The organism is Natrinema marinum, assembly GCF_024296685.1.
In the GTDB taxonomy this organism is placed as follows: domain Archaea; phylum Halobacteriota; class Halobacteria; order Halobacteriales; family Natrialbaceae; genus Natrinema; species Natrinema marinum.
The window spans coordinates 1260448-1285496 of the sequence record NZ_CP100763.1 but is presented as its reverse complement, the minus strand read 5'-3'; the positions used below and the strand labels follow the sequence as shown (position 1 = coordinate 1285496).

Here is a 25049-nt window from a genome sequence, read left to right as displayed (position 1 = left end):
CCGACGACGACGATGGAACCGATGGGTGATCGACGATGACGGCCGGGCCGTCGCTGGGCGGAAGTTCGCAACTCGTGATCGCGCCGATGCTGATCGTCCTCGTGACGGCCGTCGCGACCCTGCTGCTCGGCCGCCGACCCCGCGCTCGAGCCGCGGTGAGCCTCGGCGGCGGCGCGGCCTACGCGGTCGCGGTAGCGGCGATCGACTGGTACGTCGTCCTCGCGCCGAACGCGCCGGGGGTCGCGACCTACCAGGTGGGCGACTGGCCGGCCCCGTTCGGCATCACGCTCGTCGCCGACGGGCTGTCGGCGTTCATGCTGACGATGGTCGCCGTGCTGGGCGTGGCGTCGCTGGTCTTCTCGACCAGACACCTCCCCGGCGGCGAAGGGCGGAGCTACTACTTCCCGCTCTTTCACTTCCTCGCGCTGGGCGTGACGGGCGCGTTCCTCACCGGCGACCTGTTCAACCTCTTCGTCTGGTTCGAGGTGATGCTGATGGCGAGCTACGTCTTCGTCGCCTACAGCGGCGGGCCCCAGCACACTCGCGCCGCGTTCTGGTACGTCACGCTCAATCTGCTCGCCAGCGCCGTCTTCCTGCTCGCCGTCGGCGGCATCTACGCGACGACGGGAACGCTCAACATGGCGGACCTCGCCCAGCGGTTGGCCGAACCAGCCGCGTACGGTCTCGAGCCGGCCCCGGTGATCGGCCTGTTCGGCTTGCTCCTGTCGGTGTTCGCGATCAAAGCCGGGCTCGTTCCCTTCCAGTTCTGGATCCCGACGGCCTACCGGGCCGCGCCGCCCCAGATCACCGCCCTGCTGGCCGGCGCGACGAAGAAGGTCGGTATCTACGCGATCATCCGCCTCTCCTTTACGGTCTTTGCCGGGGCGGAGATCGGCGTCGATCTCGCGCTCCCGGGACCGGTCGCGATCGATTCGACGCTGTCGTTCGTCGGCGCGGCGCTGTTCCTCATGGCCGGGGCCAGCATCCTCGTCGGCGGGATCGGGGCCGTCGGCCGCGACTCCATGGAGGGCGTGTTCGCCTACTCGAGCATCGGACAGGTCGGCTTCATCGCCGTCCCCGTGGCGATCGCGGCGACGGTCACCGGCCCGGACCTGCGCCAGCTCGCCATCGTCGCCGCGCTCGTCTACGCGCTCAATCACACGCTGGCAAAGGGGCTGCTCTTCCTCGCGGTCGGCACGGTCAGGTCGGCGACGGGGACGAGCAGCTTCGACGGCCTCGGCGGGCTGGCGAAGCACTCGCCGCCGCTGGCGATCGCGGTGTTCGTCGCCTCGCTTGCGCTCGTCGGTATCCCGCCGCTGTCGGGCTTTTTCGGCAAGTTCCTGGTCTTCGATGCGGCGGCTCGAGCGGGGGCCGGCCCGGTGATCGTTCTCCTGCTGGTCGGCTCGCTGCTGACGATCGCTTACGCGACCCGGCTGTGGAACCGGTGTTTCTGGGGCGCTCAGACGCCCGCGGTGGAAGCGGCGGCGATCGACCGCGTACAGGTGGGGGTCCTCGTCGCGCTCGCAGCGACGATCCTCGCCGTCGGCGTCGGCTTCGAGCCCGTCTACGAGTTCGCGACGGCCGCCGCGGAGGCCGCCCTCGACACCGAGGGCTACGTCGAAGCCGTCGACCCCGTGGGGCCGGCGGAACTGGCCGACTCGAGCGCGAACGGAGGTGACCACTAATGGAGGTTCGGACGTGGCCGGTCGTCGGGGTCGTCTTCGCGACGCTGTGGGTGTTCGTCCGCGGCCTCCCGCTTTCTCCGTCGTCGCTCGTCGGCGGCTTCCTCGCAGGGTTGCTCGTCGGCCTGCCGGTCGCGTTCGTCTTCCGCCGGCTCTACGCCGATCGCATCGACCTCGGACGCGGGATCCGAGCGCTGCCCTACGCCGGGCTCTATCTCGGAGCCTTCACCTGGGAACTCCTGCGGGCCAACGTCGACGTCGCCTATCGGGTGCTCTCACCGGGAATGCCGATCGAGCCCGAAGTAATCTTGGTGCCGCTCCGGATCGAGTCCGACGTCGCGATCACCGTCATCGCCAACAGCATCACGATCACGCCTGGGACGGTGACGCTGGACTACGACGAGGAGACCAACGCGCTGTACGTCCACGGCGTCGACGGCCGCGACCCCGAGGCCATCGCCGAGCCTATCCGCACCTGGGAGGATTACGCGCTCGGAATGTTCGACGAGGACGCGTCGTCGTCTGATCCGCCGCCGGAGATCGTCGTCTCGGGCGGGGAAAGAGACAGTACTACGGGCGACCGGAACGGAGGAACGGACGATGACTGAGGCCGATCCGGCGTTCCTCGAGACGGCGATCCGGGCCGCGTTGGTCCTCGTCAGCGGGCTCTGCGTCCTCTGTAGCTACCGCGTGATCCACGGGCCGACGAACCCCGACCGGGTGGTCGCACTGGACGCCATCGCGACGAACGTCGTCGCGATCGCCGTGCTGTTTGCCCTCCTGACCGATCGGGGACTGTTCGTCACCGTGAGCCTCGTGCTCGCGATCATCGGCTTCATCGCGACGGTCGCCGTCGCCAAGTACGTCACCGAGGGCGAGGTGATCGAATGATTCACGATATCGTCATCGTCGCGCTAATCGTCGTCGGCGCGTTCTTCCTGACCGTCGGCACGATCGGTCTGTTGCGCCTGCCGAACGTCTACAACCGGATGCACGCGACGAGCAAGCCGACGACGCTCGGCACCGCCGCGATCTTCCTGGCCGGTTTCGTCGAGTTCGGACCCGGCAACGAGGGGCTAACCGCGCTCATCGGAATCGGGTTTCTCTTCCTGACCGTGCCGACCGGCTCGCACATGATCGCTCGCGCCGCCGAGCAGATCGGTATCCCGTTCCTCGGGAGCGTCACCTGGCCGGACGAGACGCAGGTCGTGAGAGAACGCGCCGAGCGCGTCGAACGGCAGGCGGACGACGAGTGACGATCACGCGCTTCGCGGAGCGAGCAGGCCGCCGTCGGCGGTCAGCGTCACGCCTGCGACGACGCCGGCGACGGCGAGCGCGACGACCGCGCTGCCGAGCAGCAACGCCGCGTACCCGGTCGTCGCAGCGATCCCGGCGAAGGCGACGGGACCGAGCGTTCGGCCGAGGAACGTCGTGCTGTTGCGGAGACTCAGCGCGCCGGCCAGGTAGCGACTCGCGACACGGTCGCTCACCTCCGCGTCGACCGACGGCAACACGAGACCGATTCCCGCGCCGATGATCGCGGTGGCGGCTGCGATCCCCACCACGGAGCCGGCGAGCCAGGCGACGCCGAGCCCGACCCCCAAGCAGACGAACCCCACCGTGACGAGCGCCGGGTTCGTCGCGTGTCTCGCGAACCGCCCGTTCGAGGCCGCGACGACGACCGACACGCCCTCCGCGAGCGTCAGGACGCCGCCGACCACGGCGGGCGCGAGACCGTACGAGCCGGTCAGCAGGAATGGTACCGCCGTCAGGACGGAGCCGAACAACAGGAGTTCGGCCGCGAACGTGGCCAGGTACATCGCCGACACGCTCCCCGAGCCGACGGCAGCGAGCACGCCTCGAGCGTAGGCGCCGTCGATCGTCACTCCCTCGTCCTCGGACCCACCGTCGACCGGTTCTCGGCCGTCGCGCCGTTCGGACTCGCTCGCCCGCTCGTCGGCGGCATCGGGTTCCTCGAGGACGTACCAGGCGGCGATCCCGAGCGGGACCGCGAGCAGGTACAGCAGGTACGGGGCGTCCCACGAGACGGCGACGAGCACGCCGCCGACGAGCGGGAAGATCGCCGCGCCGGCCGAGAGGACCGCCGTGTTGATCCCGAGAACCGCGTTTCGCCGGGCGTCCTCGAACGTGTCGCCGATGATGGTGACCGTCGCGACGAAAATTCCCGCGGCGGCCGTCCCCTGAACGACCCTGACCAGCAGGACCGTCGCGAACGAGGGGGCGACGACGATCGAACCGCCCGCGAGGCCGAAGACGATCAGACTCGCGGCGAGCACGCGGCGGCGGCCGAGTCGATCGGCGAGCGCCCCGATGAACGGCGAGAGGACGATCCCGGCGACGAAGTACGCGCTGATCAGCAGGCTGGCCGTCGGCTCGGTGACGCCGAACGTATCGCGCACGACGGGCAGGGTCGGACTGATAAGCGGAACCCCGAGCGGAGCCAATAACGTGCTTAGAAGGACGATACGAACCGTCGGCGAGTCCCAAGGGATGCGCGCCTCGGCGGAGTCGGACGTGTGAGTCGTCGGTTCCATAGTAGCAGAGAGGCGAGTGAGAACCCTATACTTGATTTCCGAGACGAGTTTCGGACAGCGAACGTCGTTTCACGGCGTGAGATAGGGTTAAGCCCGTGAGCGGAGTACTGTGTGGTGACTGTTAGCAAGGGGTAACCGAGCCGTGACACACAGCCTCCTCGACGAACTCATTCGATACGATCGGAACGCCCAGCGAGACCGGGAGCGACGCGAACGCGAACCGTTTCCGGACACCGAAGAGATGGTCGATATCGTCCGCCACGGGCACCTGCTTCGGGCGCTGCTCGTCGAGCCCCTCGATCGCCGCGAGATCGAGGCGACGCTCGAGGTGTCGCGAGCGACAAGCCACCGGTTCGTCCGCTGGCTCGAGGACAACGAGTACGGCGAGCGCGTCGACGGCCGCTATCGGCTGACGGGGCTCGGTACGGTCGTCGCCGATGGCGTCTGCAAATTCGAGGCCTATCTCCGGACCGCCCGTCGGCTGGACCCGCTGTTCGAGTACATCTGCGAGGACCACGAGGAGTTCGTCATCGAACCGTTCGCCGACGCGACCGTCACCGTCGCCGATCCGTCGGACCCGTACGCGCCGATCGCGCGGTTCCTGTCGCTGCTCCGCGAGAGCGAGTCGTTCCGCGGGTTCAACACGACCCACATGATCCCGCCCGGAAGCGAGGGCGACGCCGATCGGTTGCTCGAAGATCGAACCGTCGAACTCGTCTACGTTCCCGACACCGTCGACGCGCTTCGAGACGAGGCGGACGCCGCGCTCGCGGCGGCGATCGACGAGGGGAACGTCACCGTCCGCACGCGAGAGGCTCTCCCGTACGGTCTGGCGCTGTTCGACGACCGCGTCGGAATCGGCGGCTACGACGAGGAGACCGGGACGATGCGCGTGTTCGTCGACACCGACGCGGCGATCGCACGCGAGTGGGCGACCCAGGTGTTCGAGTCGATTCGGGCGGATTCGAGACCCGTACTGTCGTGACGGCCCGATCTTCCCGCCACGATAACGGGAAACCGGTCGCTCATGGGAGGCGTGTCGGTCACGACTCGTATTCCGTCTCTCGGTTCCGTTCGCTGTGCTTCTCGCGTCGGGTCCACGCCTCGGCGTCCTCGAGCGTCTCCGTGTCGAGCAGGCGCTCGAGTTTGCGCTCGAACTGCTCGTCGGTCAGGTCGCCTGCGGCGTACCGTTCGCGAAGCGTCTCGAGGGCGTCGCGGGTGTTGCGGTCTCGATCCGCCGTCGACGTTTCCGAGTCGGTGGTCGAGTCCGCCTCGCCGGGCGTGTAGTCGTCGACCCATTCGCGGCGGTCCTCCTCGTCGCCGAACAGGAGCGCAACCAGCGGTACGACCGCGATGTAGCCGACGAGCAGCGCCGCGAGCCACCACTCCTGACCCGTGAACATCGCGCCGAGCCAGAACGCCGTCACGAGCATCGACGCGATTCCGGTCGCGTTCTCGCGCAGTCTGGTCCGCCAATCGTCCTCCCTCCCGCGCTGACCGCTTCCCTCGAGCCCGTTCATACGTGGCAATTCGATGCGGATCGGAAATACGTTGGTGGCTCGAGAGATCACATCGTTTCTGGCGGTAGTAGCCACAGCGACGGCGTCGTAGCGCGACCGAAACTGCACAGCCATCGACCGGGTGTGCAGAAAGTATAATGGATTGATATTTACTACAGTACTGTGAACTGACCAACCAGAATGGGTGCGGCCCTCAGAGCGTTTGCGGTCGTGCTCGCGGTGCTCGTCCTTCTGCTAGTCGGCACGATGGCCGCACAACTCCCGCAGCCGTATCCCACGTGGCCGACGATCGGACCGGTCCCGGTCACTCCCGAACTCGTCGTTCCGGGGGTGCTCGGCCTTCTCGCTCTTTTCGGCGTCGTTCGGAACGGGATCACTCTCGGCTCGATACTGGTCGGGCTGGTCGGAGCACTGACGCTGTGGCTCGCAGGGGTGAGTCTGTACTCGCTGTACGCAGGGACTGCGGGCAGTCTCTTCGGTGGCGGACTCCTCACACTCATGTCCGGAACCGTTCTCGCCGTCGCAGTGCTCCTCGAGACGGCTATTCATCGATTCGTCGAGCGTGGTGTCACTCGTCGACTCAGCGATCGTCTCGAGCAGCGGCGGTGACGCAATTATTTCAAAGTCATTTTTACCATGGGTGTGTGAGTTTAGTGAAATGAACGATGATGAAATCATATTCCGTCTTAACGTAATCATCATATTGTTGGGAACCATCGCCGCGACGCTGGTTCTCGCTGCGCTCTCCCAGTGGCTTCCGATCCTCAGCGTGGTTTTCCTCCTCGGTAGCCCGATTCTTCTACTGGCACTCCTCTGGCTCCTCTCGTAACCACCTTCGAGCCGCGACCCCGATCTCTATGCGGACCGATTGCATGCCTGCGATCGTTTGAACACGCTTTTAAGGGGGGCAGCGCTACTGAGGTGTACACCCTACGTGGGGTTGATGATGCTCCTAGCCTCACAGGACTTCCGCCGGGTCGAACCCGGCCCGGGTCCCAGCACCCGGACGGCAGGGGAGCGCGAGCCCACGCGTAGGAGAGGTGAACAACCAATGTCAGTATACGTCACAACCGACATCCCAGCCGACCTCGCCGACGACGCCCTCGAGGCGCTCGAGGTCGCACGAGACACCGGACGCGTAAAGAAAGGAACGAACGAAACGACGAAGGCCATCGAGCGTGGCAACGCCGACCTCGTCTACGTCGCCGAAGACGTCTCTCCCGAGGAGATCGTGATGCACCTCCCGGAACTCGCCGACGAGAAAGGCATTCCCGTCGTCTTCATCGAGACCCAAGACGACGTCGGCCACGCCGCCGGCCTCGAGGTCGGCTCGGCCGCCGCGGCGATCGTCGACGCCGGCGAGGCGGGCGACGACGTCGAGGATATCGCCGACAAGGTCGAGGACCTCGACTGAGGTGATCAGAGATGAGTGCTGAAGAGGAAGAAAGCGGCTCTACGCCCGCCGAGGTCATCGAGATCGTCGGCAAGACCGGCATGCACGGCGAAGCCATGCAGGTCAAGTGCCGAATTCAGGAGGGCGAGAACCAGGGACGCATCATCACCCGGAACTGCCTCGGGCCGGTCCGCGAAGGGGACGTACTTCAGCTTCGCGAGACCGCCCGCGAGGCCGACTCCATCGGTGGACAATAATGGTCGAGAAACGAACCTGCGACTACACGGGCGAAGAGATCGAGCCCGGCACGGGCATCATGTACGTCCAGAACGACGGCACCGTACTCCACTTCGTCGACTCGAAGGCGGAGAAGAACTTCAAGCTCGGGCGCGAACCGCGCGACCTCGAGTGGACCGAAGAAGGGCGTCGCGGTAAGGGTCCCGCGCAGACGGACACGGCCGCCGACGAGGAAGCCGACCAGACCGAAGCGGCCGCAGCCGACGAGGCCGAGGACGCGGAACCCGAGGCTGATGCCGCCGAGGAAGACGAGGAAGACGTGCCTGCTGAAGACGAGACCGAGGACGCGGAAACCGAGGCCGAGGAAGCATGAGCGATCACGAACGCACTTTCGTGATGGTCAAGCCCGACGCCTTCGCGCGCGGCCTCGTGGGCGAGGTCGTCTCCCGCCTCGAGGATCGCGGGCTCAAGCTCGTCGGCATCAAAGTCGAGAACATGCCCCGCGAGCGGGCCGAGGAACACTACAGCGAGCACGAGGACAAGCCGTTCTACGACGACCTCGTCGACTTCATCACCTCGGGCCCAGTCGTCCCGATGGTCTGGGAAGGCCAGGACGCGACCCGACAGGTCCGCCAGATGATCGGCGAGACCGACCCGCTCGAGGCTGCGCCCGGCACGATCCGTGGCGACTACGCGCTCGACCTCGGTCGGAACGTCGTTCACGCCGCCGACCACGAGGACGAGGGCGCGAACGAGCGCGAGATCGCGATCCACTTCGACGACGACGAACTGATCGACTACGAGCAACACGACGCCGAGTGGCTCTACGAGTAACGATCGATCCGGCCGAGCGGACGGCCCAGTTCCGTCTTTTCGAGGCCGATGCCACACTGCTTTTTCACCGAACGCCGCGTTCCGATACTCGAACTCTGTTATCCTCTGGTCGTGTGAACGCCGTCAGTTCGGGAGATCGACGTGTGCGGTAGGCGTCCACTATCGATCGACTCGCCCCAGATTGCGACGGGGAGCCCCGTTTCGCGATACGAAAGCTTCGGTTGGGAAGAACAAAAGCGAGACGCCATCGTTTCGTACAGTGGCAGTCGGCCCCTCCGTCACGGGTTTGTGAAGTGATATCACACTAACTAACTGCAAACGTGTCATAAAGCGCCGACAAAGACCGGGAGCCGTGATACCCGGCGATATCGGAGGAGTGAGGCATATTACGGTGTTGCAATCTCCATTTTTATACACAGATATAACACAGGTCCGTTTCTAGGGAGACGTAACATCTAATGTGGCGGCTGTAGAAGAGGCTGGTGGTGGTTTCGAATGGTAACACACGGTAGGTGGTTCGCGGATGCGTGAAACGGAGGGAGAGGCGGCGGCACTGACAGCGGAGGTGACGCCGTCGTTAGATCTCGTTTTCGAACTGCTCTCGAGCAGCCGACGACGGTACGCGCTCTACTACCTCAACGAGCAACCGGACGGCGTCGCGTCGATCGAAAGCCTCACCGAAAACGTGGTCGCCCTCGAGCGAACGGCCGACGCGACGGCGGAGGACGAACCGACGATCGGGTCGAGTACCGACCACGACGCGGCGACATCGGAATCGGAGGTGCAGATGGAACTCCAACATATCCACCTGCCGAAACTCGAGGACGCGGGACTACTCGAACACGATCGCCGGAGCGAGACGGTGCGATACTGGAGTCAGCCGTCGCTCGAGGAGTGGCTCGAGCACGCTTATCACAAGGAGATCGCGTAATCCGGTCGATTCTGCGGCCACCTGAAGCGACCGTCCGACGGGGCTCCGAACCGAGGGCGCTGAAAGCTTTAACACGGAGCCCGTGGTGGAGTCCACTGACGTGTCGGTAAATCGCACGACGGGACGGCAACGACTTTATGAGGTGTGATATCGTCTCACTCCTCAAAACTTAACAAGCGAGATACCGATACTGACAGTGAGGTGCATACTATGGCTGATCACGAACTTCCACCACTTCCGTACGATTACGACGCGCTCGAACCGTCCATTTCCGAGCAGGTCCTGACCTGGCATCACGACACCCACCATCAGGGGTACGTAAACGGCCTCAACGCCGCCGAGGAGACCCTCGCGGAGAACCGCGAGGAGGGCGACTTCGGCTCGACGCCGGGCGCCCTGAGCAACGTCACCCACAACGGCTGTGGCCACTATCTCCACACGCTGTTCTGGGAGAACATGTCTCCCAACGGCGGCGGCGAGCCCGAGGGCGACCTCGCCGACCGCATCGAGGAGGATTTCGGCTCCTACGAGGGCTGGAAGGGCGAGTTCGAGGCCGCTGCCGGTGCCGCCGGCGGCTGGGCACTGCTGGTCTACGACCCGGTCGCAAAGCAGCTGCGTAACGTCGCAGTCGACAAGCACGACCAGGGCGCGCTCTGGGGCTCTCACCCCATCCTCGCGCTGGACGTCTGGGAACACTCCTACTACTACGACTACGGTCCGGACCGCGGCGAGTTCATCGACGCCTTCTTCGACGTTGTCAACTGGGAGAAGGCCGCAACGGAGTACCAGAAGTGCCTCGACCACTTCGAGTAACGCCGCAAGCCGTCTGAGCGACGAGCCAGTCAATCCCGTCTTTTTGTTGCAGGCGTCGACCGGTAGCGGTTGCCATCTCGAGCAGCGACGATTGAGTCCGCACCTCGCCGGCTCGGTCGCGCTCACATGTGCTGTGAGTGAGTGACATGGTTTAACTAGCTGTGGGACGAGTTCACATCGCATATGGCTGCCGAGGACAGCGGTGTCGACGCGACGGGCGAGGCCGGAGATGGACAGCCGGGACGACCGCCCAGCGAGACCGGCCGTTCTCCGGCCGGCGAGGCGCTCGCGACAGACCTTCGGACCGTCTGCGACGGCGATGTCCGGTTCGACGAGTACACGCGCGTGCTCTACGCGACGGACGGGAGTATCTACGGTGCACAGCCGGCCGGCGTCGTCTTCCCGCAGAATACGGACGACGTACGGGCGGCGGTCCGCGTCGCCGCCGACCACGGCGCGCCGGTCCTGCCTCGCGGGGCGGGTTCCTCGCTTGCCGGCCAAGCGGTCGGGCCGGGCTGTGTCGTCCTCGATCTGTCGCGCCACATGGACGCGATCCGCGACATCGATCCCGACGCACGGCAAGCTGTCGTCCAGCCGGGTGTCGTACAGGACGACCTCGACGCCGCACTCGAGCCCCACGGCCTCCGGTTCGCGCCCGACCCGGCCTCTTCGAACCGGGCGACGATCGGCGGCGGGATCGGCAACAATTCGACGGGGGCACACTCGGTGCGCTACGGCATCACCGACGCCTACGTCGAGGAGTGTGAGGTCGTCCTCGCGGACGGCTCGCTGATCCGCACGCGGGATATCGTCCTCGATAGCCCCGAGTGGGAACGGATCGTCTCGGAAGACGACCGCGAGGCCGAACTCTACCGGACGGTCCGGGCGCTCGTCGAGGACAACGCCGACGAGATCGAGTCACGCTATCCGAAACTCAAACGCAGCGTCAGCGGATACAACCTGCAGAAGGTCATCCGAACGACCGAGGACGGGAAGCAGGTTGTGAACCTCTCGAAGCTGCTGGTCGGCGCGGAGGGAACGCTCGGCGTCGTCGTCGAGGCCACGCTCTCGCTCGTGACCCAGCCCGAGGAGACCGCCCTCGCCGTCTGCTGTTACGACGACTTGCTCGAGGCGCTCGCCGCCGTCCCCGACGCCCTCGCGTGCGAGGCCAGCGCGGTCGAACTCATGGACGAGGAGGTGTTCCGACTCGCGGCCGAGTCGACGGAGTACGCCGAGTACGCGGAGCCGATTCCCGACGGCACGGCGGCAGCGCTGATGCTCGAGTTCGACTCCGAGGTCATCGACGACCTCCCGGACGCGATCACCGCGGCGACCGATCGGCTCGTCGAAGAGGGAGCGGCCTTCGACGCGCTCGAGGCGTTTGCGCCCGCGAAACAGGAGACGCTCTGGAAGCTCCGGAAGGCCGCGATCCCGCTGTTGATGAGCATGGAAGGCGATCCGAAGCCGTACCCGTTCGTCGAGGACGCCTCCGTTCCGCCCGATGAGCTCGCCGAGTACGTCGCGGGCTTTCAGGAAGTTCTCGAGGACCACGACACCACGGCCGCCTACTTCGCGCACGCGGGCGTCGGCACGCTCCACATTCGGCCGGTGTTGAACCTCAAGGACGGGGACGATGTCGAGACGATGCGCGCGATCGCCGACGACGTAACCGATCTCGTCGTCGAGCACAACGGCTCCTTTTCGGGCGAGCACGGCGACGGCCTCGCGCGGACGGAGTTCAACCCGAAGCTGTACGGCCCGGACCTCTGGACCGCCTTTCAGGAGCTCAAGTCGGCGTTCGATCCGGACTGGCGGATGAATCCCGGAAAGGTCGTCTATCGTGACGAGGACCCGACGGACATCCGCGAACACCTCCGATACGGGCCGGACTACGCCTCGCTCGAGCCGCGGACGGCGCTCGACTTCGACGACGACGGCGGCTTCTCCCACCTCGTGGAGCTCTGCAACGGCTGTGGGACCTGCCGGCAGACCGACGGCGACGTGATGTGTCCGACCTACCGGGCGACAGAAGAGGAGATCGCGACCACGCGGGGGCGAGCCAACCTGCTCCGGGCGGCGATCAGCGGCGAGATCGACCCGGAGGAACTGTACGGCGATCGGTTTCAGGAAGAGGTGCTCGATCTCTGTATCGGCTGTAAGGGCTGTCAGAGCGACTGCCCGACGGGGGTCGACCTCGCGAAGCTCAAGACCGAGGTCAAACACCAGTACCACGAACGCGAGGGGACGAGCCGCCGGGAGCGGCTGTTCGCGAACGTCGATCGGCTGGCGTCACTGGGAAGCGCGTTCGCACCGCTGGCGAACCGCGCGACGGAGCTACCCGGTGCGCGGACGCTCCTCGAGAAGACCGTCGGGATCGCCCCCGACCGAACCCTGCCGACGTTTCGGCGGGAGACGCTGGTCGACTGGTACGCGGAGCGAGGCCCGAAGGTGGATCCAGCGGCTGCCACTGCGGGGGTGGTCCTCTACCCCGACACGGACACGAACTACTCGAATCCCGAATCGGGGAAGGCGGCGGTCGAGGTCCTCGAGGCAGCGGGACTCCACGTTGCGATCCCCGATCTGGGTCCGACGGGACGCGCGGCCTACTCCCAGGGGATGCTCGAGGTCGCGGCCGACCAGGGCCGGGCGCTGCTTGCCGACCTCGAGCCCTTCCTCGAGCGCGGCTGGTCGGTCCTGTTCGTCGAGCCCTCGGACGCGGCGATGGTCGTCGACGAGTACCGCTCGCTGCTCGCGGACGACCGCGTCGAGGCGCTCGCGGCCAACGCCTACGGCGTCTGCGAGTACATAGACCGGAATCGGCTGGACGAGGCGATCGCGTTCGACGGGAGCGAGATGGCGGACACAGCGCTGGCCTTTCACGGCCACTGCCACCAGACGGCCCGCGGCGCGGACCACCACGCCGTCGGCGTCCTTCGACGAGCGGGCTACGCCGTCGATCCCGTCGACTCGGGCTGTTGTGGCATGGCCGGGAGCTTCGGCTACGAGGCCGAACACCACGACCTCTCGAAGGCGATCGGATCGTTGCTACGAGAGAAACTCGAGGACAGCGCGGACTCGATGGACGGAACCGACGAACCGACCGTGGTCGCGCCTGGGACTTCCTGTCGGACGCAGGTGGGTGACTTCGAAGGGTACGACCGGCCGGCCCATCCCGTCGAGCTCCTTGCGCGCGGACTCGACGCCGCGCAGTAGCACCGCCGCACCCACAGCGAACGGCGAGCGATTGCGACCGGTCGGTTACTCCTCGTCCTCGAGCCCGGTCGCTCGCAGGTACTCCTCGAGCAGCATCGGAAACTGGCCGCCCCGGACGTAGCGGAGGCCGAACTCGTCGGCCCAGGAGATGATTCCGCGGTCCTCGGTGACGACGCCGGCATCGAGTTCTCGAGCGAGGATCAGCAGGTCGAAGTCCTCCCGCGAGTCGAGGACGCCCTGTCGAAGAGCACGGCGGTACTTGTCCCGCAGGTCCGAGAGGATCCGATCGGCGTCGGTCATGTACTCGTTTGCTCCCTCCGCGTCCGAGCCGGCGGTGAGCTCGTCCGGGTCGAGCTGTTCGACCTCGCGGATCGCTTTCTCCGAGACGCGAAGGCCGCGGTCGACCCGGTCGCTCATCTCGTCGATGAAGTTGTAGACGACGTTTGCCGGGATCATGACGCCGTATCGGTCGGGGCTCTTGCGGACGACCCACGTGTCGAGCCGCGAGAACACCGCCTCGTCGACGTCGCGCTCGCGCAGCATCGCCGCGAGCTCGTCGTGGATCGACGGCGGCACGTAACAGGAGATGTTGAGCTCGAGCCGTGCGGTCGCAATCAGATCGAGCAGGCGGTCAACGGCGTCCTCGAGCGACTCGCCCTCCGCGCGAATCTCCTCGGTGATGAACAGCGACGTATCAAGGACGAACCGTTGGCGCGGCAGTTCCCCGTGCATGGTCGCCGATTGAACGGGAATCCACATAGGTATCATCCCGCTGGTGACCGGCCGCCCAACTACCCGGTGTTTTTCACCGCGAGCGTCGTCTGCCGACGTATGGATCGGGACGCCTACCTCGAGCGGCTCGACGCCACCACCGACGACGCCGCGGACCTCTTCGAGCACTTCGAGCGGCGGTCGGTGGCCGGACGGACCCACCACGTCCTCACCGCCGCGCGCCACGGCATCGAGCGCGGGACGGTTATCGTCGAGGAGGCCGATGTCGTCGTCCGCGGCTATCCGAGCGTGCCACGAATCCTCGTGCTCGATACCGGCGTCCCGTCGTTTTTCGAGGCGAGCGAGCGCGTCGCGATCGAGGAGAAGCTCGACGGCTTCAACGTCCGAATCGCGGATCTGGGCGACCCCCTCGCGTTTACCAGAAGCGGCTTCGTCTGCCCGTACACGACGGACCGAGCGCGCGACCTACTGGCGCTCGAGGACTTCTTCGCCGACCACCCCGAGAAGACGATCTGTGCCGAACTGATCGGCCCGGAGACGCCGTACACGACCCACGACTATGCGAGCGTCGACTCCCACGATTTCCGGGCGTTCGATATCCGCGACCGCGAGGCCGGCGAGGCGCTCCCGGTGCCCGAGCGACGCGAACTGTGCGCGGCGTACGACTTCGGTCAGCCTCGTCTCTTCGGGTATGCAGAGCCGTCCAACGCCGTTCCGGCAGTCCGGGACGCCATCGAGGAACTTGACGCCGCGGGCCGGGAGGGGGTCGTTATCAAATCGGCGGACGGGGCGACGATGGTCAAGTACACGACCGAGTCCCAGCACCACGACGAACTCGCCTACGCGTTCTCGCTCCCCTTCGACTACGGCCGCGATTTCGTCTTCTCGCGGATCGTTCGCGACGCGTTTCAGGCCGCCGAGTTCGACGAGGACGACGACCGATTGCAGCAGCGAGCGCGGGATCTCGGCGAATCGATCCTCCGCCCGATGGTGGCGACCATCCGGGACGTCGCCGACGGCGAGCCCGTCGGCGACCGGCACACCGTCAGGGGCGATCCGGACGCGATCGACGCGCTGTTCGCCCACCTGCACGATCAGTCGATGACGATCGACCTCGAGGACGACCGCCTGGAAGACGGGGATCGCGTCGTCGAATTCGTGAAGGTGGCCGAGTCGAGCCGCGATCGGATCGCACACTATCTGGACGGCGGACTGCGACACGAGTAGCGGACTGGCGCGGATCGCAGCCGGTTCGTGCTCGCGGCGCGGCGTACCGCCGTACCGACTTTGGCCCGACGGTCGGATCCGATTCGAGCGCGGATGAAAACGCGCGATCCGAACCGCTCACGCCGGCCGCCCGTTCGACCCCCGTGAACTCGAGCCGAACGCCGCCGGACTCGCTCTCGGCGACCGTGACCGACCAGTCGTGGGCCGTGGCGATCTGTTCGACGATACTCAGGCCGAAGCCGGTCCCGTCGCAAGTGAGTTCCACAGGAAAGCGGTCGCTCAGGAGGACGCCTGTACGCGGTCGTCGGCGTCGACAGTCTCGACGCCGGTGAGTTCGAATCTGGCGCCACCGTCCTCGCTCTCGGTGGCGTCGATCGTCCAGTTGTGTGCGGTCGCGATCTGTTCGACGATACTCAGGCCGAAGCCGGTCCCGTCCTCGTTGGTCGTATACCCCTGCTCGAAGATTTTCTCGTCGTCGGGAAGCCCACGACCGTCGTCCGCCACGTAAAACCCGTAGACGGAGTTCCCTCCGAGGACGCCGACGGAGACGGTTAGCTGTGGGTCCGCCTCGGTCGTCTCTTCGGAGCCACCAGCGCCGTCAGTCGGCCGCCCGTGTTCGACCGAGTCCTCGCGAGCGTGCGAAGGGGGGCTCGTGGAACCATGTTCCACGGCGTTGCGAAACAGGTTCTCGAGCAGTCGGAGCAGTCGCGCCCGATCGGCGAGGACGACCGCGGAGCTGTCGATCGAGAGCACGTTGGACCCGGTAGCGACGTTCTCCCATGCCTGCTTGGCGACCGCTCCCAGTTCGACGGGTTCAGTTTTGCTCACCGACTTGCCCTCGCGAGCGAGCGCGAGCACGTCGTCGATGATCGCGTCCATCCGGTCGTGGGATCGCTGGACCTTCTCGAGATGGGAGACATCGCCGGTCTCGAGGGCCAGATCGACGTAGCCGTCGGCGACCGACAGCGGGTTGCGCAGGTCGTGGGACACCACGTCGGCGAAGCGCTCGAGGCGCTTGTTCTGGCGCTCGAGTTGGGTCTCGTGACGTTTACGGTCGGTGATATCGCGGACGATAAACAGCCAGCCGACGTGACGATCCAGACTGTCTTCGATCGGCGTGGTCCGCACGTGATAGTGGCTGCCGTCGAGTTCGAGTTCGCGTTCCCGTGTCTCCGGGCGCTGGGTCAGTTCCCAGAACTCGTCGACCAGACCGGGCCGATCGGCCAGGAGCGACTCGATATCGGTCCCGATCGGAGACGAGTCGGTCTCTGCGAGGAACGCTCGAGCGGCGGGGTTGACGTCGATCAGCCGGCCCTGTTCGTCGACGACGAAGACGGCATCCGAGACCGTGTCGAGAACACGTTCACGGGCGACCGGGACGATATCAGTCAGGCGGTAGCGAACGATCGCGATCGCGAACAAAATCCCTGCGACGAGAAACCCGATCGGCGAGGTGTCTACGTCCACCAGCCCGAGGACGTAGACGACGTTCGCGCCCCAACCCACGACCGTCGCCCCTAGCAGCGCGGCGCTCTGGCCGCGGTACAGTGATCGTGACCGATAGAGGAACTCGAGGATCGATACCGTAGCGACGGTCAGGAGGACGTACGAGTAGGCCGTGTGAACCCAGAACGCGATCCCCCACTCGACGGGAGTATACGTCCTGAGAAAGAGGTTTCCCGGATTAACAGCCGCGAAGACGGCGACCAGAACCGGTTCGATCGAGAGCGCGAGGAGCGTCGACCGCGTGATGAACCGTTCCCGGCCGGTGTACTCGAGGGTGAACACGAGCAGCGTCATCACCGTAAACCCGACGGCGAGAAACAGAAGCGCTAAAAGCTCGAGGGCCAGCAGGCCCGATTCGACGACCGTCAGTGCGAGTATCGCACCGGCCCAGACGCCCGCCGCAAGCACGTGTGAGAGCAATGGCACCGCACCCGGTCGATCGCGGTATCGCCACAACACACCGGCGAGAACGGCGCTGTTGAACACGACGACCGCGTAAACCACCTGGATGGGGTCAACTCCCGTACCTGCGACCATCGTCCGTATTCGAATGGGAACGACATAAAATCCACTGGCCGTCCGGATGGCCGGAGAGAGTCGTCGATCGCGGCCGCCAGCACCGAGTTCACGATGTAACGGTGGGTTCGCTGGCTTTGGCGGTCTCGACGCCGGCGAGTTCGAATCTGGCGCCGCCGTCCTCGCTTTCGGTGGCGTCGATCGTCCAGTTGTGTGCGGTCGCGATCTGTTCGACGATACTCAGGCCGAAGCCGGTCCCGTCCTCGTTGGTCGTGTAGCCCTGCTCGAAAATTTTCTCGTCGTCGGGAAGCCCGCGACCGTCGTCAGCCACGTAAAACCCGTAGACGGAGTTCCCTCCGAGAACGCCGACGGAGACGGTTAGCTGTGGGTTTGCCTCGGTCGTCTCCTCGGTGCTACCCGTGTGGTTCGTCGGCCGCCCGTGTTCGATCGAATCCTCGCGAGCGTGCGAAGGGGGGCTCGTGGAACCGTGTTCCACGGCGTTGCGAAACAGGTTCTCGAGCAATCGGAGCAGTCGCGCCCGATCGGCGAGGACGACCGCGGAGCCGTCGATCGAGAGCACGTCGTCGCCGGTGGCGACGTTTTCCCACGCCTCCCGGGCGACTGCCCCCAGTTCGACGGGTTCGGTCTTTCTCACCGACTCACCCTCGCGAGCAAGCGCGAGCACATCGTCGATGATCGCGTCCATCCGGTCGTGGGAGCGCTGAACCTTCTCGAGATGCGAAACATCGCCGGTCTCGAGCGCCAGATCGACGTAGCCGTCGGCGACCGACAGCGGGTTGCGCAGGTCGTGAGAGACAACGTCGGCGAAGCGCTCGAGGCGCTTGTTCTGGCGCTCGAGTTGGGTCTCGTGACGCTTGCGGTCGGTGATATCGCGGACGATGAACAGCCAGCCGACGTGGGTATCGCGGCCGTCGTCGATCGGGGTCACCCGAACGTGGAAGCACCCACCCATGAGCGCCACCTCGCGTTCCGTTTCGGTCGGCTGGGTCGTGAGATCGTGATAGAGGTCGCGCAGATCGGGGAGGTCGACAAATATCGAATCGATATCGAGGCCGATCGCCGACCCCTCTATATCGGCGAGCATGGCCCGTCCGGCGGGATTGGTGTCGATGATCCTGTCCTCGCGGTCGATGACGAAGACGCCGTCGGAGACGTTGTCGAGGATCCGATCGCGGGCGATCGGGACGATATCGACCAGCTGGTACCGAAAGATGGCGACGGTAAACAGGACCCCAGTGATCAGATAGCCGACCGGCGTCGGGTCGAACGGGAACACCCCCGCGACGTAGAGGACGTTCGATGCCGTCGGAATGACCATCGCGCTGAGCAAGGCGACAGCCTGACCGCGGTACACCGATCGGGATCGATAGAGGAACTCGAGAACGAGCACGGCCGCGGCTAGCATCACCACGTACGAGTAGAGAATGTGCAACCCCGCCGCGAACCCCCACTCGATCTCGATTCCGGTCACTGATTCGGGGGCCGGCACGATCGACTCGAAGAAGACGCCACCCGGATTGAAAAACGCGAGCGCGACGACGATGATCGGCTCGATGGCGACCGCCGCGATCGTCGTTCGGGTGACGACGTGTTCGCGACCGGTGTACTCGAGGGCGAACAGAAAGATAGCCGCGATGCTCGTGACGATGCCGACGAACAGCGTTTGGACCATCAACGTCGAAATCGCGACGCTGTCGACGGCCGCCGCGACGAACAGCGCCCCGGAGTAGAGCGCGGTCCCGAACAGACACAGTGACAACGGGATCGCTCCCCGCTTCTCCCGGTTGTACCACACGAAGACGCCGAGTGCGAGCCCCACGGCCGTCGATAATCCGTAAGTGGCCGGAATCGTCCCGTGACCGATTGCCATCGTGACATCTCTCTCGGCAATCTTATAAAATGCTGTGGCCACAAGGGATGGTACCATTACCCACCATCGTGAGCGCGAACGAACGATTTAGGCGTCGGCCGCCGGTACTCCGAGGTATGCCCGTCCCGAAATCGGAGTTCGACGCGCTCCCGCCGTGTGACTTCTACACGCCCGCGGAGCTCCTCGAGAACGAGCAGATGTACACCGTCTACGAGATCGCACGCCTCCTACAGGGCTTAGATCCCGACGCCGATATCGACCGGGAGACCGAGGACATCCTGCTCGACTGGGCGATCCCGTGGATCATGACCAACGCCGACGAACTCGTCGTCGCCGAGCCGCGCGACGAGGACGAGCCCGGCTACTACGGTCTGAAAGAATGATCCTCCTCGTGGTGGGTGCAGACCGGGTCGATGCCGGCAAGACGACCTTTTCGGCCGGGCTGCTCGAGCGAACCGGCGCGGTCGGCTACAAACCCCGGGCCGGCAACGACTTCTGGTTCGACCACGACGACTGCCGGCGAGCGCTCGCCGACGGCCGACTCTACGGCAAGGACGCCGCGCGCCTCTCGGCGGCTGACGGCCGTGACCGGCCGCCAGAGGCGTTGAACCCCGTCCACCGGCTTTGGCGACCCGCGCCCGGCGGGGGAAGCGGCCTGCTCGGTCGGACGGACCGCGAGTTCGTCGTCGACCGGATCGGACGCGGGACCGACGAGGCGCTGTTCGTCCGCAACGCCACCGCTGACGTACCGGACGCGGTCGCCGAGGCGCTCCCGCTCGCGGAGGCGATCCCCGTCGAGACGGTCGAGGAGCTCAACGACCTCGCCGAGCGCGAGTACGTCCCCGCCTTCGAGCGGTTGGCCGACGAGATCGAAGTAGCCGACGTGGCCGTCGTCGAGTCCTACAGCGACATCGCGCTCCCGCTGTCGTCGCTCGAGCCGGCGTCGATCGCCGCCGTCGCGGCCGTCGAACCCGGCCGGGCCCGCATCTACTCGGGGGATCGCTACTGTCGGGCCTGCGAAATCGCCAGCTCGAGTCCCAGAGACGGCGCGATCGAAAAGCGCGTGCCGGATGTCCTCGACTATCTCGACCCGCTCGAGCGCGTTCGACTGCCGGCGATCGGCGGCGCCGATCGGGACGACCCCGCACGAGTCGCCAGCGCGTACGCGGACGCCTACGACGCGCTGCTCGACGCGGCCGGACGGGTATAGCTCGTGTCCCGCTCGCTACATCTGGCGCGCCATCTGCGCCGAGAGTTCGACGTGGTCGTACGGCTCTCTCGTCACGCTCGGTCCGTGACCGGTGTGCATCGCCTCGAGGTCGGGATCGATCCGCTCTTTGACGCGATCGATGCTCTCGATCAGGGTCTCCCGGTCGCCCTCCTCTAGGTCGGTGCGACCGAAACTCCCGTTCTGGAAGACGAGGTCGCCCGCGAACAACACGCCCGCCTCTTCGGAGTAAAAGCAGAGGTGGTCGTTCTTGTGGCCGGGCGTGTGGAGTGCGACGTACTCGTGGTCACCCAACTGAACCGTCTCCTCGTCCGCGATGGCGTGGTCGACGCCGTCGATCGCGGTGTCGTATCCCCACGCGTCGACGCCGTAGGCGTCTTTCACCGCTGTGAGGTTACCGACGTGGTCGCGGTGGGTGTGGGTCAGGATGACGGCGTCGATAGCGTCGACGTGAGAGCGGATGGCCTCGACGACGTCGAAGTTCGCGCCCGTATCGACGACGACGGGTCGATCGCCGTCGACGAGAAAGACGTTGCTCGTAAACGCCTGCACGCCCTGTGCGAGGTTGGTGATCATGGCGGCCGCTACGCGGTCGATCGATTTGTGGGTGTCGACACGGAACCGCGATGTCGAGCGCTCGAGTCGCCCCGGACCGGCCGTGAGCGGTCGCATGAGCCCCCGACGAGACCCGTACTGGTATCCGTCCCGGTATTCACAAGGATTTTTAGCTCCGGCACGTAGTGAGTAGACGAATGAATCGGCCGGTCTCCGTGGGTCTCGTCGTTTTCGTCATCCTCGCGGCCGTTGCGGGCGTCGGTGGGACGGCCGTTCTCGCACCGTCAGGACCGACCGCACCCGCGGCGATGGACACGGCTCCCGAAGACACGCGGTCCGGAACGGCCGCCCTCGAGGACTCGCGGTTCGCCACCGCCCGGGGAATGCAGGAGTTCAGCTCGAACATCGATACGACGACGTTCGAGATCACCGTCCACGAAAACGGGAGCGCGACGTGGACGTTCCGGCACGAACAGCGGTTCGCGAACGACGAGAACGCAACTAAGGCGCGACAGAACTTCGACGCGTTCGCAGAGGAGTTCGAAGACAACGAGACGGCGCTGTACGATAGCTTTCGGAACCAGTCACAGCTACTGACTCAGGCCGGAGCGCAGGAGACCGGCCGGGAGATGGAAGCGCAGAACTTTCATCGATCCGCTCGGATCGAAGAACAGCTCACTCCGACGGGGGTCGTCGAGATGTCGTTTCTCTGGACGAACTTCGCCGTCGTCGAGGATGACCGGATCGTCGTCGGCGATGTTTTCGAAGACCTCTACATCGGCCCCGACCAGCGGATCGTCATCGAGGCCGGTGGCGATCTCACGTTTCGCACGGTCGAACCCGAAAGCCAGTACGCCGGCAGCTCGCTCGCGGCTGTCGATTCGGTCAGCTGGAGCGGCTCACAGGAGTTCGTCGACGGCCGCCCGCGTGCGGTGTTCGACCGTCCCGGAGCCGGTGTCGGGAGTGGCAGTGAACTGAACGACTCGCCATCAGACGCGGGGCTCGTTCCGTACCTCGCCGCCGGTCTCGTCGTCGCCGTCCTCGCACTCGCGGCTATCGTCTGGTATCGCCACAACGGCACCGACGGGACCGACGACGACGGTTCGGCGGCCGGATCGACGGTCCGTCCACCCGATCGGGAATCCGCGAGCGAGGAGTCGACATCGATGGACTCGCCCGCCGCTGCCGACCCGAACGCCGGGACGGACCCGCTGTCGGAAGAGGACCTGATGACGGACGAGGACCGCGTCGTCAAACTCATCCGCGAGAACGGCGGTCGGATGAAACAGGTCAACATCGTCGAGGAAACGGGCTGGTCGAAATCCAAGGTCAGCATGCTCCTCTCGGACATGGAAGACGACGGCACCATCAGCAAGCTCCGGGTCGGCCGCGAGAACATCATCAGCCTCGAGGGGTTCGAACCCGAGGCGACGAAATCGCCGTTCGACGAGTAATCCTGTCAGGTGTCAAATTCGTGGTACTGCACGCCACTCTCGGACCGAAACGGAATCCTTAAACATCGTACCGCGCAACTATCGAGTGCAGGCGACGGACGCTCCGATGGTGTAGTCCGGCCAATCATATTGCCCTCTCACGGCAATGACCAGGGTTCGAATCCCTGTCGGAGCACTCGTTTCGTCCGTTTCTCGTGGTTTTCACCGTAAACTGCCGTCAGTGGAGCAGCGATAGTGGGACCAGTCAGTGGTAGAAGTCCGACAGCAGCCACCGGTCCCTGTCCTCGACCGAGTCCACAGCCCCAGGGTCCCTTGCGAGATGTACCACTGGCAGCGGCCCGGCCGAGAGAGCGACCGTCACCGCCCCGTCCGTGTCATCGGAGTGCGTACCGTTCGATCCCGTCTGCTTCGCTGATGGAAACCCGATTTTCGTCCTCGAGCAAGTCGAGGTGGCCGATCACCTCGGACATGCCGGGGAAGACCTCCGTCGCCGGGAGGTCGGGGAACAGTTCCTGCATCACGTCGTAGGCCGTCATCGCCCCCGTCTCGTCGATCAGGTCCGCGATGTGTTCTTTCCGGCGGTGGTGGTGCTCGAGGATCTCCTCGGCGCGGGCGTTCAGGTCGGGAATCGTCTCTCCGTGGCCGGCGTGGCCGATCTCCGCCTCGACCGTTTGGATCTTCTCTAACGAGTCGAGATACGCCGGGAGGCTTCGCGTTCGTTCGTCGTCGGTCCCGGGTACGATGGTGAGAAGCGGGTTCGGAGAGATGTGCTGGAGGACGTGATCGCCGGTGAACGCGACCGGCTCCGCCGACGGGACGAAGCAGACGGAACCCGGCGCGTGTCCGGGCGTGTGAACCGCCGTCAGTTCGATGCCCACGTCGACGGTGTCGCCGTCGGCGAGCTCGCGGTCGACGGTCAGGGGCGCTTGATAGTTCGTGTACGCTTCGGGAAGCGTGACGGCCGTTCTAGCGACCTGTTCGGGCACTCCCATCGCCGTCAGGAACGGCCGGAAGAAGGCCTGCTCGCGGTCGAAGTGCCCGATCGGATCGGCGAGGTGTCTCGTAGCCTCTCGGTGGGCGACGGTGCGGGCGCCGGACTCCTCGACGACCCGGTCGGCGAGGCCGAAGTGGTCCATGTGGGGGTGCGTGATGAGTACCCGGTCCACGTCGGCGACGGCGAACCCGCGGTCGTCCAGCTCGGCCGCGAGTGTCTCGTACGCCGCCTCCGTCGCCGGCCCGGGATCGAGCAGCGTCAGTCCGTCGGCGGTGAAGACGTAACAGTTCACCCGACCCACGCCGAACGGCGTCGGAATCTCGAGTTTGTGTACCTCGTTCATACGTAGCCGTCTATCCCTCGTCCTAAAACCGATACGGTCGTTTCGCCCAGCGGTCGGGTCTCCACAGGCGAGTTACTCCGCAGTTCCGCACCAATCGATGGCCGTTAGCGCGAGCGTCTGTGCCGTCTGGACGAGCGACTCGATTTCGACGTACTCGTCGGCAGCGTGGATGTTCTCGCCGCGCGGGCCGACCGAGGGACAGGGGATGTCGTAGTAGCGATTGTAGAACCGCTCGTCGTTCCCGCCGCTCCCGCCGCCGAAGGTCGTTTCCCCGCCGGTGATCGTCTCGGCGTTCTCCCGTGCGATCTGGACGATCTCCGCGTCGGTGTCCAGTTCGTGCGGGGCGGCGTTCCAGCCGAACCACTCGAACTCGGGTGGATGTTCGGACAGCCACTCGTCGGTCTCGGTGGCCTTCCGGACGGCAGCTTCCACGTCCGCCCGAACCTCCTCGCGCGTTTCGCCGGGCGGCCAGCCGATGCGTCCCTCCAGTAGGGCTCCAGAGGGAACCGTCGAGGGCCAGTCGCCGCCGTCGATCGTGCCGACGTTCAGGTTCGTCTCGTGGCCCTCGAGCTCCGGGTTCTGCCGGAAGGCCGGCTCGTACGAGATGCGCGATTTCCGCTCTCGATCGAGGTCGTCGAGCGCTCGGTAAATCTCCGCCGCCTTTCCGATGGCGTTGACGCCCGCGTAGCCGCGAGCGGCGTGGGCCGATTTCCCAGGGACCTCGATCCGGAAGTACATGACGCCAGCGCTCGCCATCCCGATGTTCGGGAGCCCAGAGGGCTCGGTGATGATCGCCGCATCGGGCTGATAGCCCCGCTCGAGGGCGGAGAGCACGCCACCGGGGCCACCGGCCTCCTCTTCGATGGTCGTCTGGAGCGTGAGGTCGCCCGCCAGTTCGACCTCGAGATCGTCGAGGGCCTCGTAGGCGATGAGGATAGCGGCGACGCCACCGAGCATATCGTTGCTGCCCCGTCCGTAGAGGCGGCCGTCCTCGACGGTGGCGTCCCACGGGTCGTAGCGCCACTCGTCCTCGTCGACCGGAACGACGTCGACGTGGCCACTGAGGGTCAGCGAGCGACCGTCTCCGACGCCCTCCCTGGTTGCCGCGACGTTCGGGCGGTTCTCGTATCCCTGTTCCTGGTAGGACGCCGTCTCGAAGAATCCGGGGTGGTCTCTCAATTCGTCGGCGTCGGGTTCCCACATGTCGACCTCGAGACCGCGGGACTCGAGGCGCGAGGAAACGACCTCCTGTGCGGGCGTTTCGTTACCGGTGACGGACTGTTGGCCGATCAGTTCGGTCAGGAGATCGACGAGATCGTCGCGTTTGTCCTCGATACGGTCACGGAGAACCGCTCTGTGGTCTGTTGACATAGATCCTGTCACAGTATACCGCCCGCCCATTTACCATTTTCTCCGAATACTACA

At 65.6% G+C, this 25049-nt stretch carries 26 protein-coding genes and 1 tRNA gene; 19 read left to right on the top strand and 8 right to left on the bottom strand.

Annotated features, from left to right (window positions below; all coding sequences use genetic code 11):
- Positions 1-35: 35 nt before the first annotated feature.
- The 4 genes from NKH51_RS06355 to mnhG are packed head-to-tail and all read left to right on the top strand — an operon-like array spanning position 36 to position 2938.
- Entirely contained in the window at positions 36-1685 is a 1650-nt protein-coding gene (locus tag NKH51_RS06355) for a complex I subunit 5 family protein (protein ID WP_254764404.1), read from the top strand.
- Positions 1685-2290 (top strand): Na+/H+ antiporter subunit E, encoded by a 606-nt coding sequence (locus tag NKH51_RS06350; protein ID WP_254764403.1) that lies wholly within the window; start codon positions 1685-1687, stop codon positions 2288-2290. The genes NKH51_RS06355 and NKH51_RS06350 overlap by 1 nt, the downstream gene beginning before the upstream one ends.
- Complete coding sequence (locus tag NKH51_RS06345; RefSeq protein WP_254764402.1) at positions 2283-2573, top strand: MrpF/PhaF family protein; 291 nt, start codon at positions 2283-2285, stop codon at positions 2571-2573. The genes NKH51_RS06350 and NKH51_RS06345 overlap by 8 nt, the downstream gene beginning before the upstream one ends.
- Positions 2570-2938 carry a monovalent cation/H(+) antiporter subunit G gene (gene mnhG / locus NKH51_RS06340; RefSeq protein WP_254764401.1) on the top strand — a complete coding sequence of 123 codons (369 nt, stop codon included), beginning with the start codon at positions 2570-2572 and terminating at the stop codon, positions 2936-2938. Before NKH51_RS06345 ends, mnhG begins: the two co-directional genes overlap by 4 nt.
- Positions 2939-2941: 3 nt before the next feature.
- Here mnhG and NKH51_RS06335 read toward each other — a convergent pair whose 3' ends face one another.
- Positions 2942-4237, bottom strand: coding sequence for an MFS transporter (locus NKH51_RS06335; RefSeq protein ID WP_254764400.1), 1296 nt, complete (start codon positions 4235-4237; stop codon positions 2942-2944).
- Between the two features lie 142 nt (positions 4238-4379).
- Between NKH51_RS06335 and NKH51_RS06330 the strand changes: the two genes are divergently transcribed.
- Complete coding sequence (locus NKH51_RS06330; protein WP_254764399.1) at positions 4380-5222, top strand: helix-turn-helix transcriptional regulator; 843 nt, start codon at positions 4380-4382, stop codon at positions 5220-5222.
- Between the two features lie 58 nt (positions 5223-5280).
- Here the strand turns inward: NKH51_RS06330 and NKH51_RS06325 are convergent, their stop codons facing one another.
- Positions 5281-5757, bottom strand: a complete 477-nt coding sequence (locus NKH51_RS06325) for an SHOCT domain-containing protein (protein ID WP_254764398.1) — start codon at positions 5755-5757, stop codon at positions 5281-5283.
- A 180-nt stretch (positions 5758-5937) separates the two neighbouring features.
- Between NKH51_RS06325 and NKH51_RS06320 the strand changes: the two genes are divergently transcribed.
- From NKH51_RS06320 to NKH51_RS06280, 9 genes are all read left to right on the top strand, one after another.
- The gene (locus NKH51_RS06320; protein ID WP_254764397.1) at positions 5938-6366 is read left to right on the top strand and encodes a hypothetical protein; all 429 of its coding nucleotides are present in this window, start codon (positions 5938-5940) and stop codon (positions 6364-6366) included.
- A gap of 49 nt (positions 6367-6415) precedes the next feature.
- Positions 6416-6586: a hypothetical protein gene (locus NKH51_RS06315; RefSeq protein WP_254764396.1), complete on the top strand. Its 171-nt coding sequence runs from the start codon at positions 6416-6418 to the stop codon at positions 6584-6586.
- A gap of 222 nt (positions 6587-6808) precedes the next feature.
- Positions 6809-7171, top strand: coding sequence for a 50S ribosomal protein L7Ae (gene rpl7ae / locus NKH51_RS06310; protein WP_006090865.1), 363 nt, complete (start codon positions 6809-6811; stop codon positions 7169-7171).
- A gap of 11 nt (positions 7172-7182) precedes the next feature.
- Positions 7183-7407 (top strand): 30S ribosomal protein S28e, encoded by a 225-nt coding sequence (locus tag NKH51_RS06305; RefSeq protein WP_004214009.1) that lies wholly within the window; start codon positions 7183-7185, stop codon positions 7405-7407.
- Complete coding sequence (locus tag NKH51_RS06300) at positions 7407-7760, top strand: 50S ribosomal protein L24e (RefSeq protein WP_254764395.1); 354 nt, start codon at positions 7407-7409, stop codon at positions 7758-7760. The genes NKH51_RS06305 and NKH51_RS06300 overlap by 1 nt, the downstream gene beginning before the upstream one ends.
- Positions 7757-8221 carry a nucleoside-diphosphate kinase gene (ndk, locus tag NKH51_RS06295; RefSeq protein ID WP_254764394.1) on the top strand — a complete coding sequence of 155 codons (465 nt, stop codon included), beginning with the start codon at positions 7757-7759 and terminating at the stop codon, positions 8219-8221. The genes NKH51_RS06300 and ndk overlap by 4 nt, the downstream gene beginning before the upstream one ends.
- A 523-nt stretch (positions 8222-8744) precedes the next feature.
- Positions 8745-9152: a DUF7344 domain-containing protein gene (locus NKH51_RS06290; RefSeq protein WP_254764393.1), complete on the top strand. Its 408-nt coding sequence runs from the start codon at positions 8745-8747 to the stop codon at positions 9150-9152.
- Between the two features lie 210 nt (positions 9153-9362).
- Positions 9363-9965 carry a superoxide dismutase gene (gene sod / locus NKH51_RS06285; RefSeq protein ID WP_254764392.1) on the top strand — a complete coding sequence of 201 codons (603 nt, stop codon included), beginning with the start codon at positions 9363-9365 and terminating at the stop codon, positions 9963-9965.
- 183 nt (positions 9966-10148) lie between these two features.
- Positions 10149-13178, top strand: coding sequence for an FAD-binding and (Fe-S)-binding domain-containing protein (locus NKH51_RS06280; protein ID WP_254764391.1), 3030 nt, complete (start codon positions 10149-10151; stop codon positions 13176-13178).
- Positions 13179-13223: 45 nt separating this feature from the next.
- Here the strand turns inward: NKH51_RS06280 and NKH51_RS06275 are convergent, their stop codons facing one another.
- Complete coding sequence (locus tag NKH51_RS06275) at positions 13224-13910, bottom strand: RNA ligase partner protein (protein WP_254764390.1); 687 nt, start codon at positions 13908-13910, stop codon at positions 13224-13226.
- Positions 13911-14009: 99 nt separating this feature from the next.
- On the opposite strand from NKH51_RS06275, the gene NKH51_RS06270 reads away from it, so the two are divergent.
- A complete protein-coding gene (locus NKH51_RS06270) occupies positions 14010-15137 on the top strand; it encodes an RNA ligase (protein WP_254764389.1) in 1128 nt (375 codons plus the stop codon).
- A gap of 279 nt (positions 15138-15416) precedes the next feature.
- Here the strand turns inward: NKH51_RS06270 and NKH51_RS06265 are convergent, their stop codons facing one another.
- Both NKH51_RS06265 and NKH51_RS06260 read right to left on the bottom strand, forming a co-directional pair.
- Positions 15417-17180, bottom strand: a complete 1764-nt coding sequence (locus NKH51_RS06265) for a histidine kinase N-terminal 7TM domain-containing protein (protein ID WP_254764388.1) — start codon at positions 17178-17180, stop codon at positions 15417-15419.
- Positions 17181-17268: 88 nt separating this feature from the next.
- Positions 17269-19050, bottom strand: a complete 1782-nt coding sequence (locus NKH51_RS06260; RefSeq protein ID WP_254764387.1) for a histidine kinase N-terminal 7TM domain-containing protein — start codon at positions 19048-19050, stop codon at positions 17269-17271.
- Positions 19051-19166: 116 nt separating this feature from the next.
- Between NKH51_RS06260 and NKH51_RS06255 the strand changes: the two genes are divergently transcribed.
- Positions 19167-19433 (top strand): DUF5827 family protein, encoded by a 267-nt coding sequence (locus tag NKH51_RS06255; protein ID WP_254764386.1) that lies wholly within the window; start codon positions 19167-19169, stop codon positions 19431-19433.
- Positions 19430-20260, top strand: a complete 831-nt coding sequence (locus tag NKH51_RS06250; protein WP_254764385.1) for an ATPase — start codon at positions 19430-19432, stop codon at positions 20258-20260. Before NKH51_RS06255 ends, NKH51_RS06250 begins: the two co-directional genes overlap by 4 nt.
- 15 nt (positions 20261-20275) lie before the next feature.
- Here the strand turns inward: NKH51_RS06250 and NKH51_RS06245 are convergent, their stop codons facing one another.
- Positions 20276-20854 (bottom strand): MBL fold metallo-hydrolase, encoded by a 579-nt coding sequence (locus NKH51_RS06245; protein ID WP_254765125.1) that lies wholly within the window; start codon positions 20852-20854, stop codon positions 20276-20278.
- Positions 20855-21030: 176 nt separating this feature from the next.
- Here NKH51_RS06245 and NKH51_RS06240 point away from each other — a divergent pair, with 176 nt between their 5' ends.
- Together NKH51_RS06240 and NKH51_RS06235 are read left to right on the top strand one after the other, a co-directional pair.
- A complete protein-coding gene (locus NKH51_RS06240) occupies positions 21031-22287 on the top strand; it encodes a helix-turn-helix transcriptional regulator (protein WP_254764384.1) in 1257 nt (418 codons plus the stop codon).
- Positions 22288-22387: 100 nt separating this feature from the next.
- Positions 22388-22462: transfer RNA gene (locus tag NKH51_RS06235), tRNA-Glu, on the top strand.
- Between the two features lie 199 nt (positions 22463-22661).
- Here NKH51_RS06235 and NKH51_RS06230 read toward each other — a convergent pair.
- The gene (locus NKH51_RS06230) at positions 22662-23624 is read right to left on the bottom strand and encodes an MBL fold metallo-hydrolase (RefSeq protein WP_254764383.1); all 963 of its coding nucleotides are present in this window, start codon (positions 23622-23624) and stop codon (positions 22662-22664) included.
- Positions 23625-23696: 72 nt separating this feature from the next.
- Positions 23697-24995 (bottom strand): ArgE/DapE family deacylase, encoded by a 1299-nt coding sequence (locus tag NKH51_RS06225; RefSeq protein ID WP_254764382.1) that lies wholly within the window; start codon positions 24993-24995, stop codon positions 23697-23699.
- Positions 24996-25049: the final 54 nt, after the last annotated feature.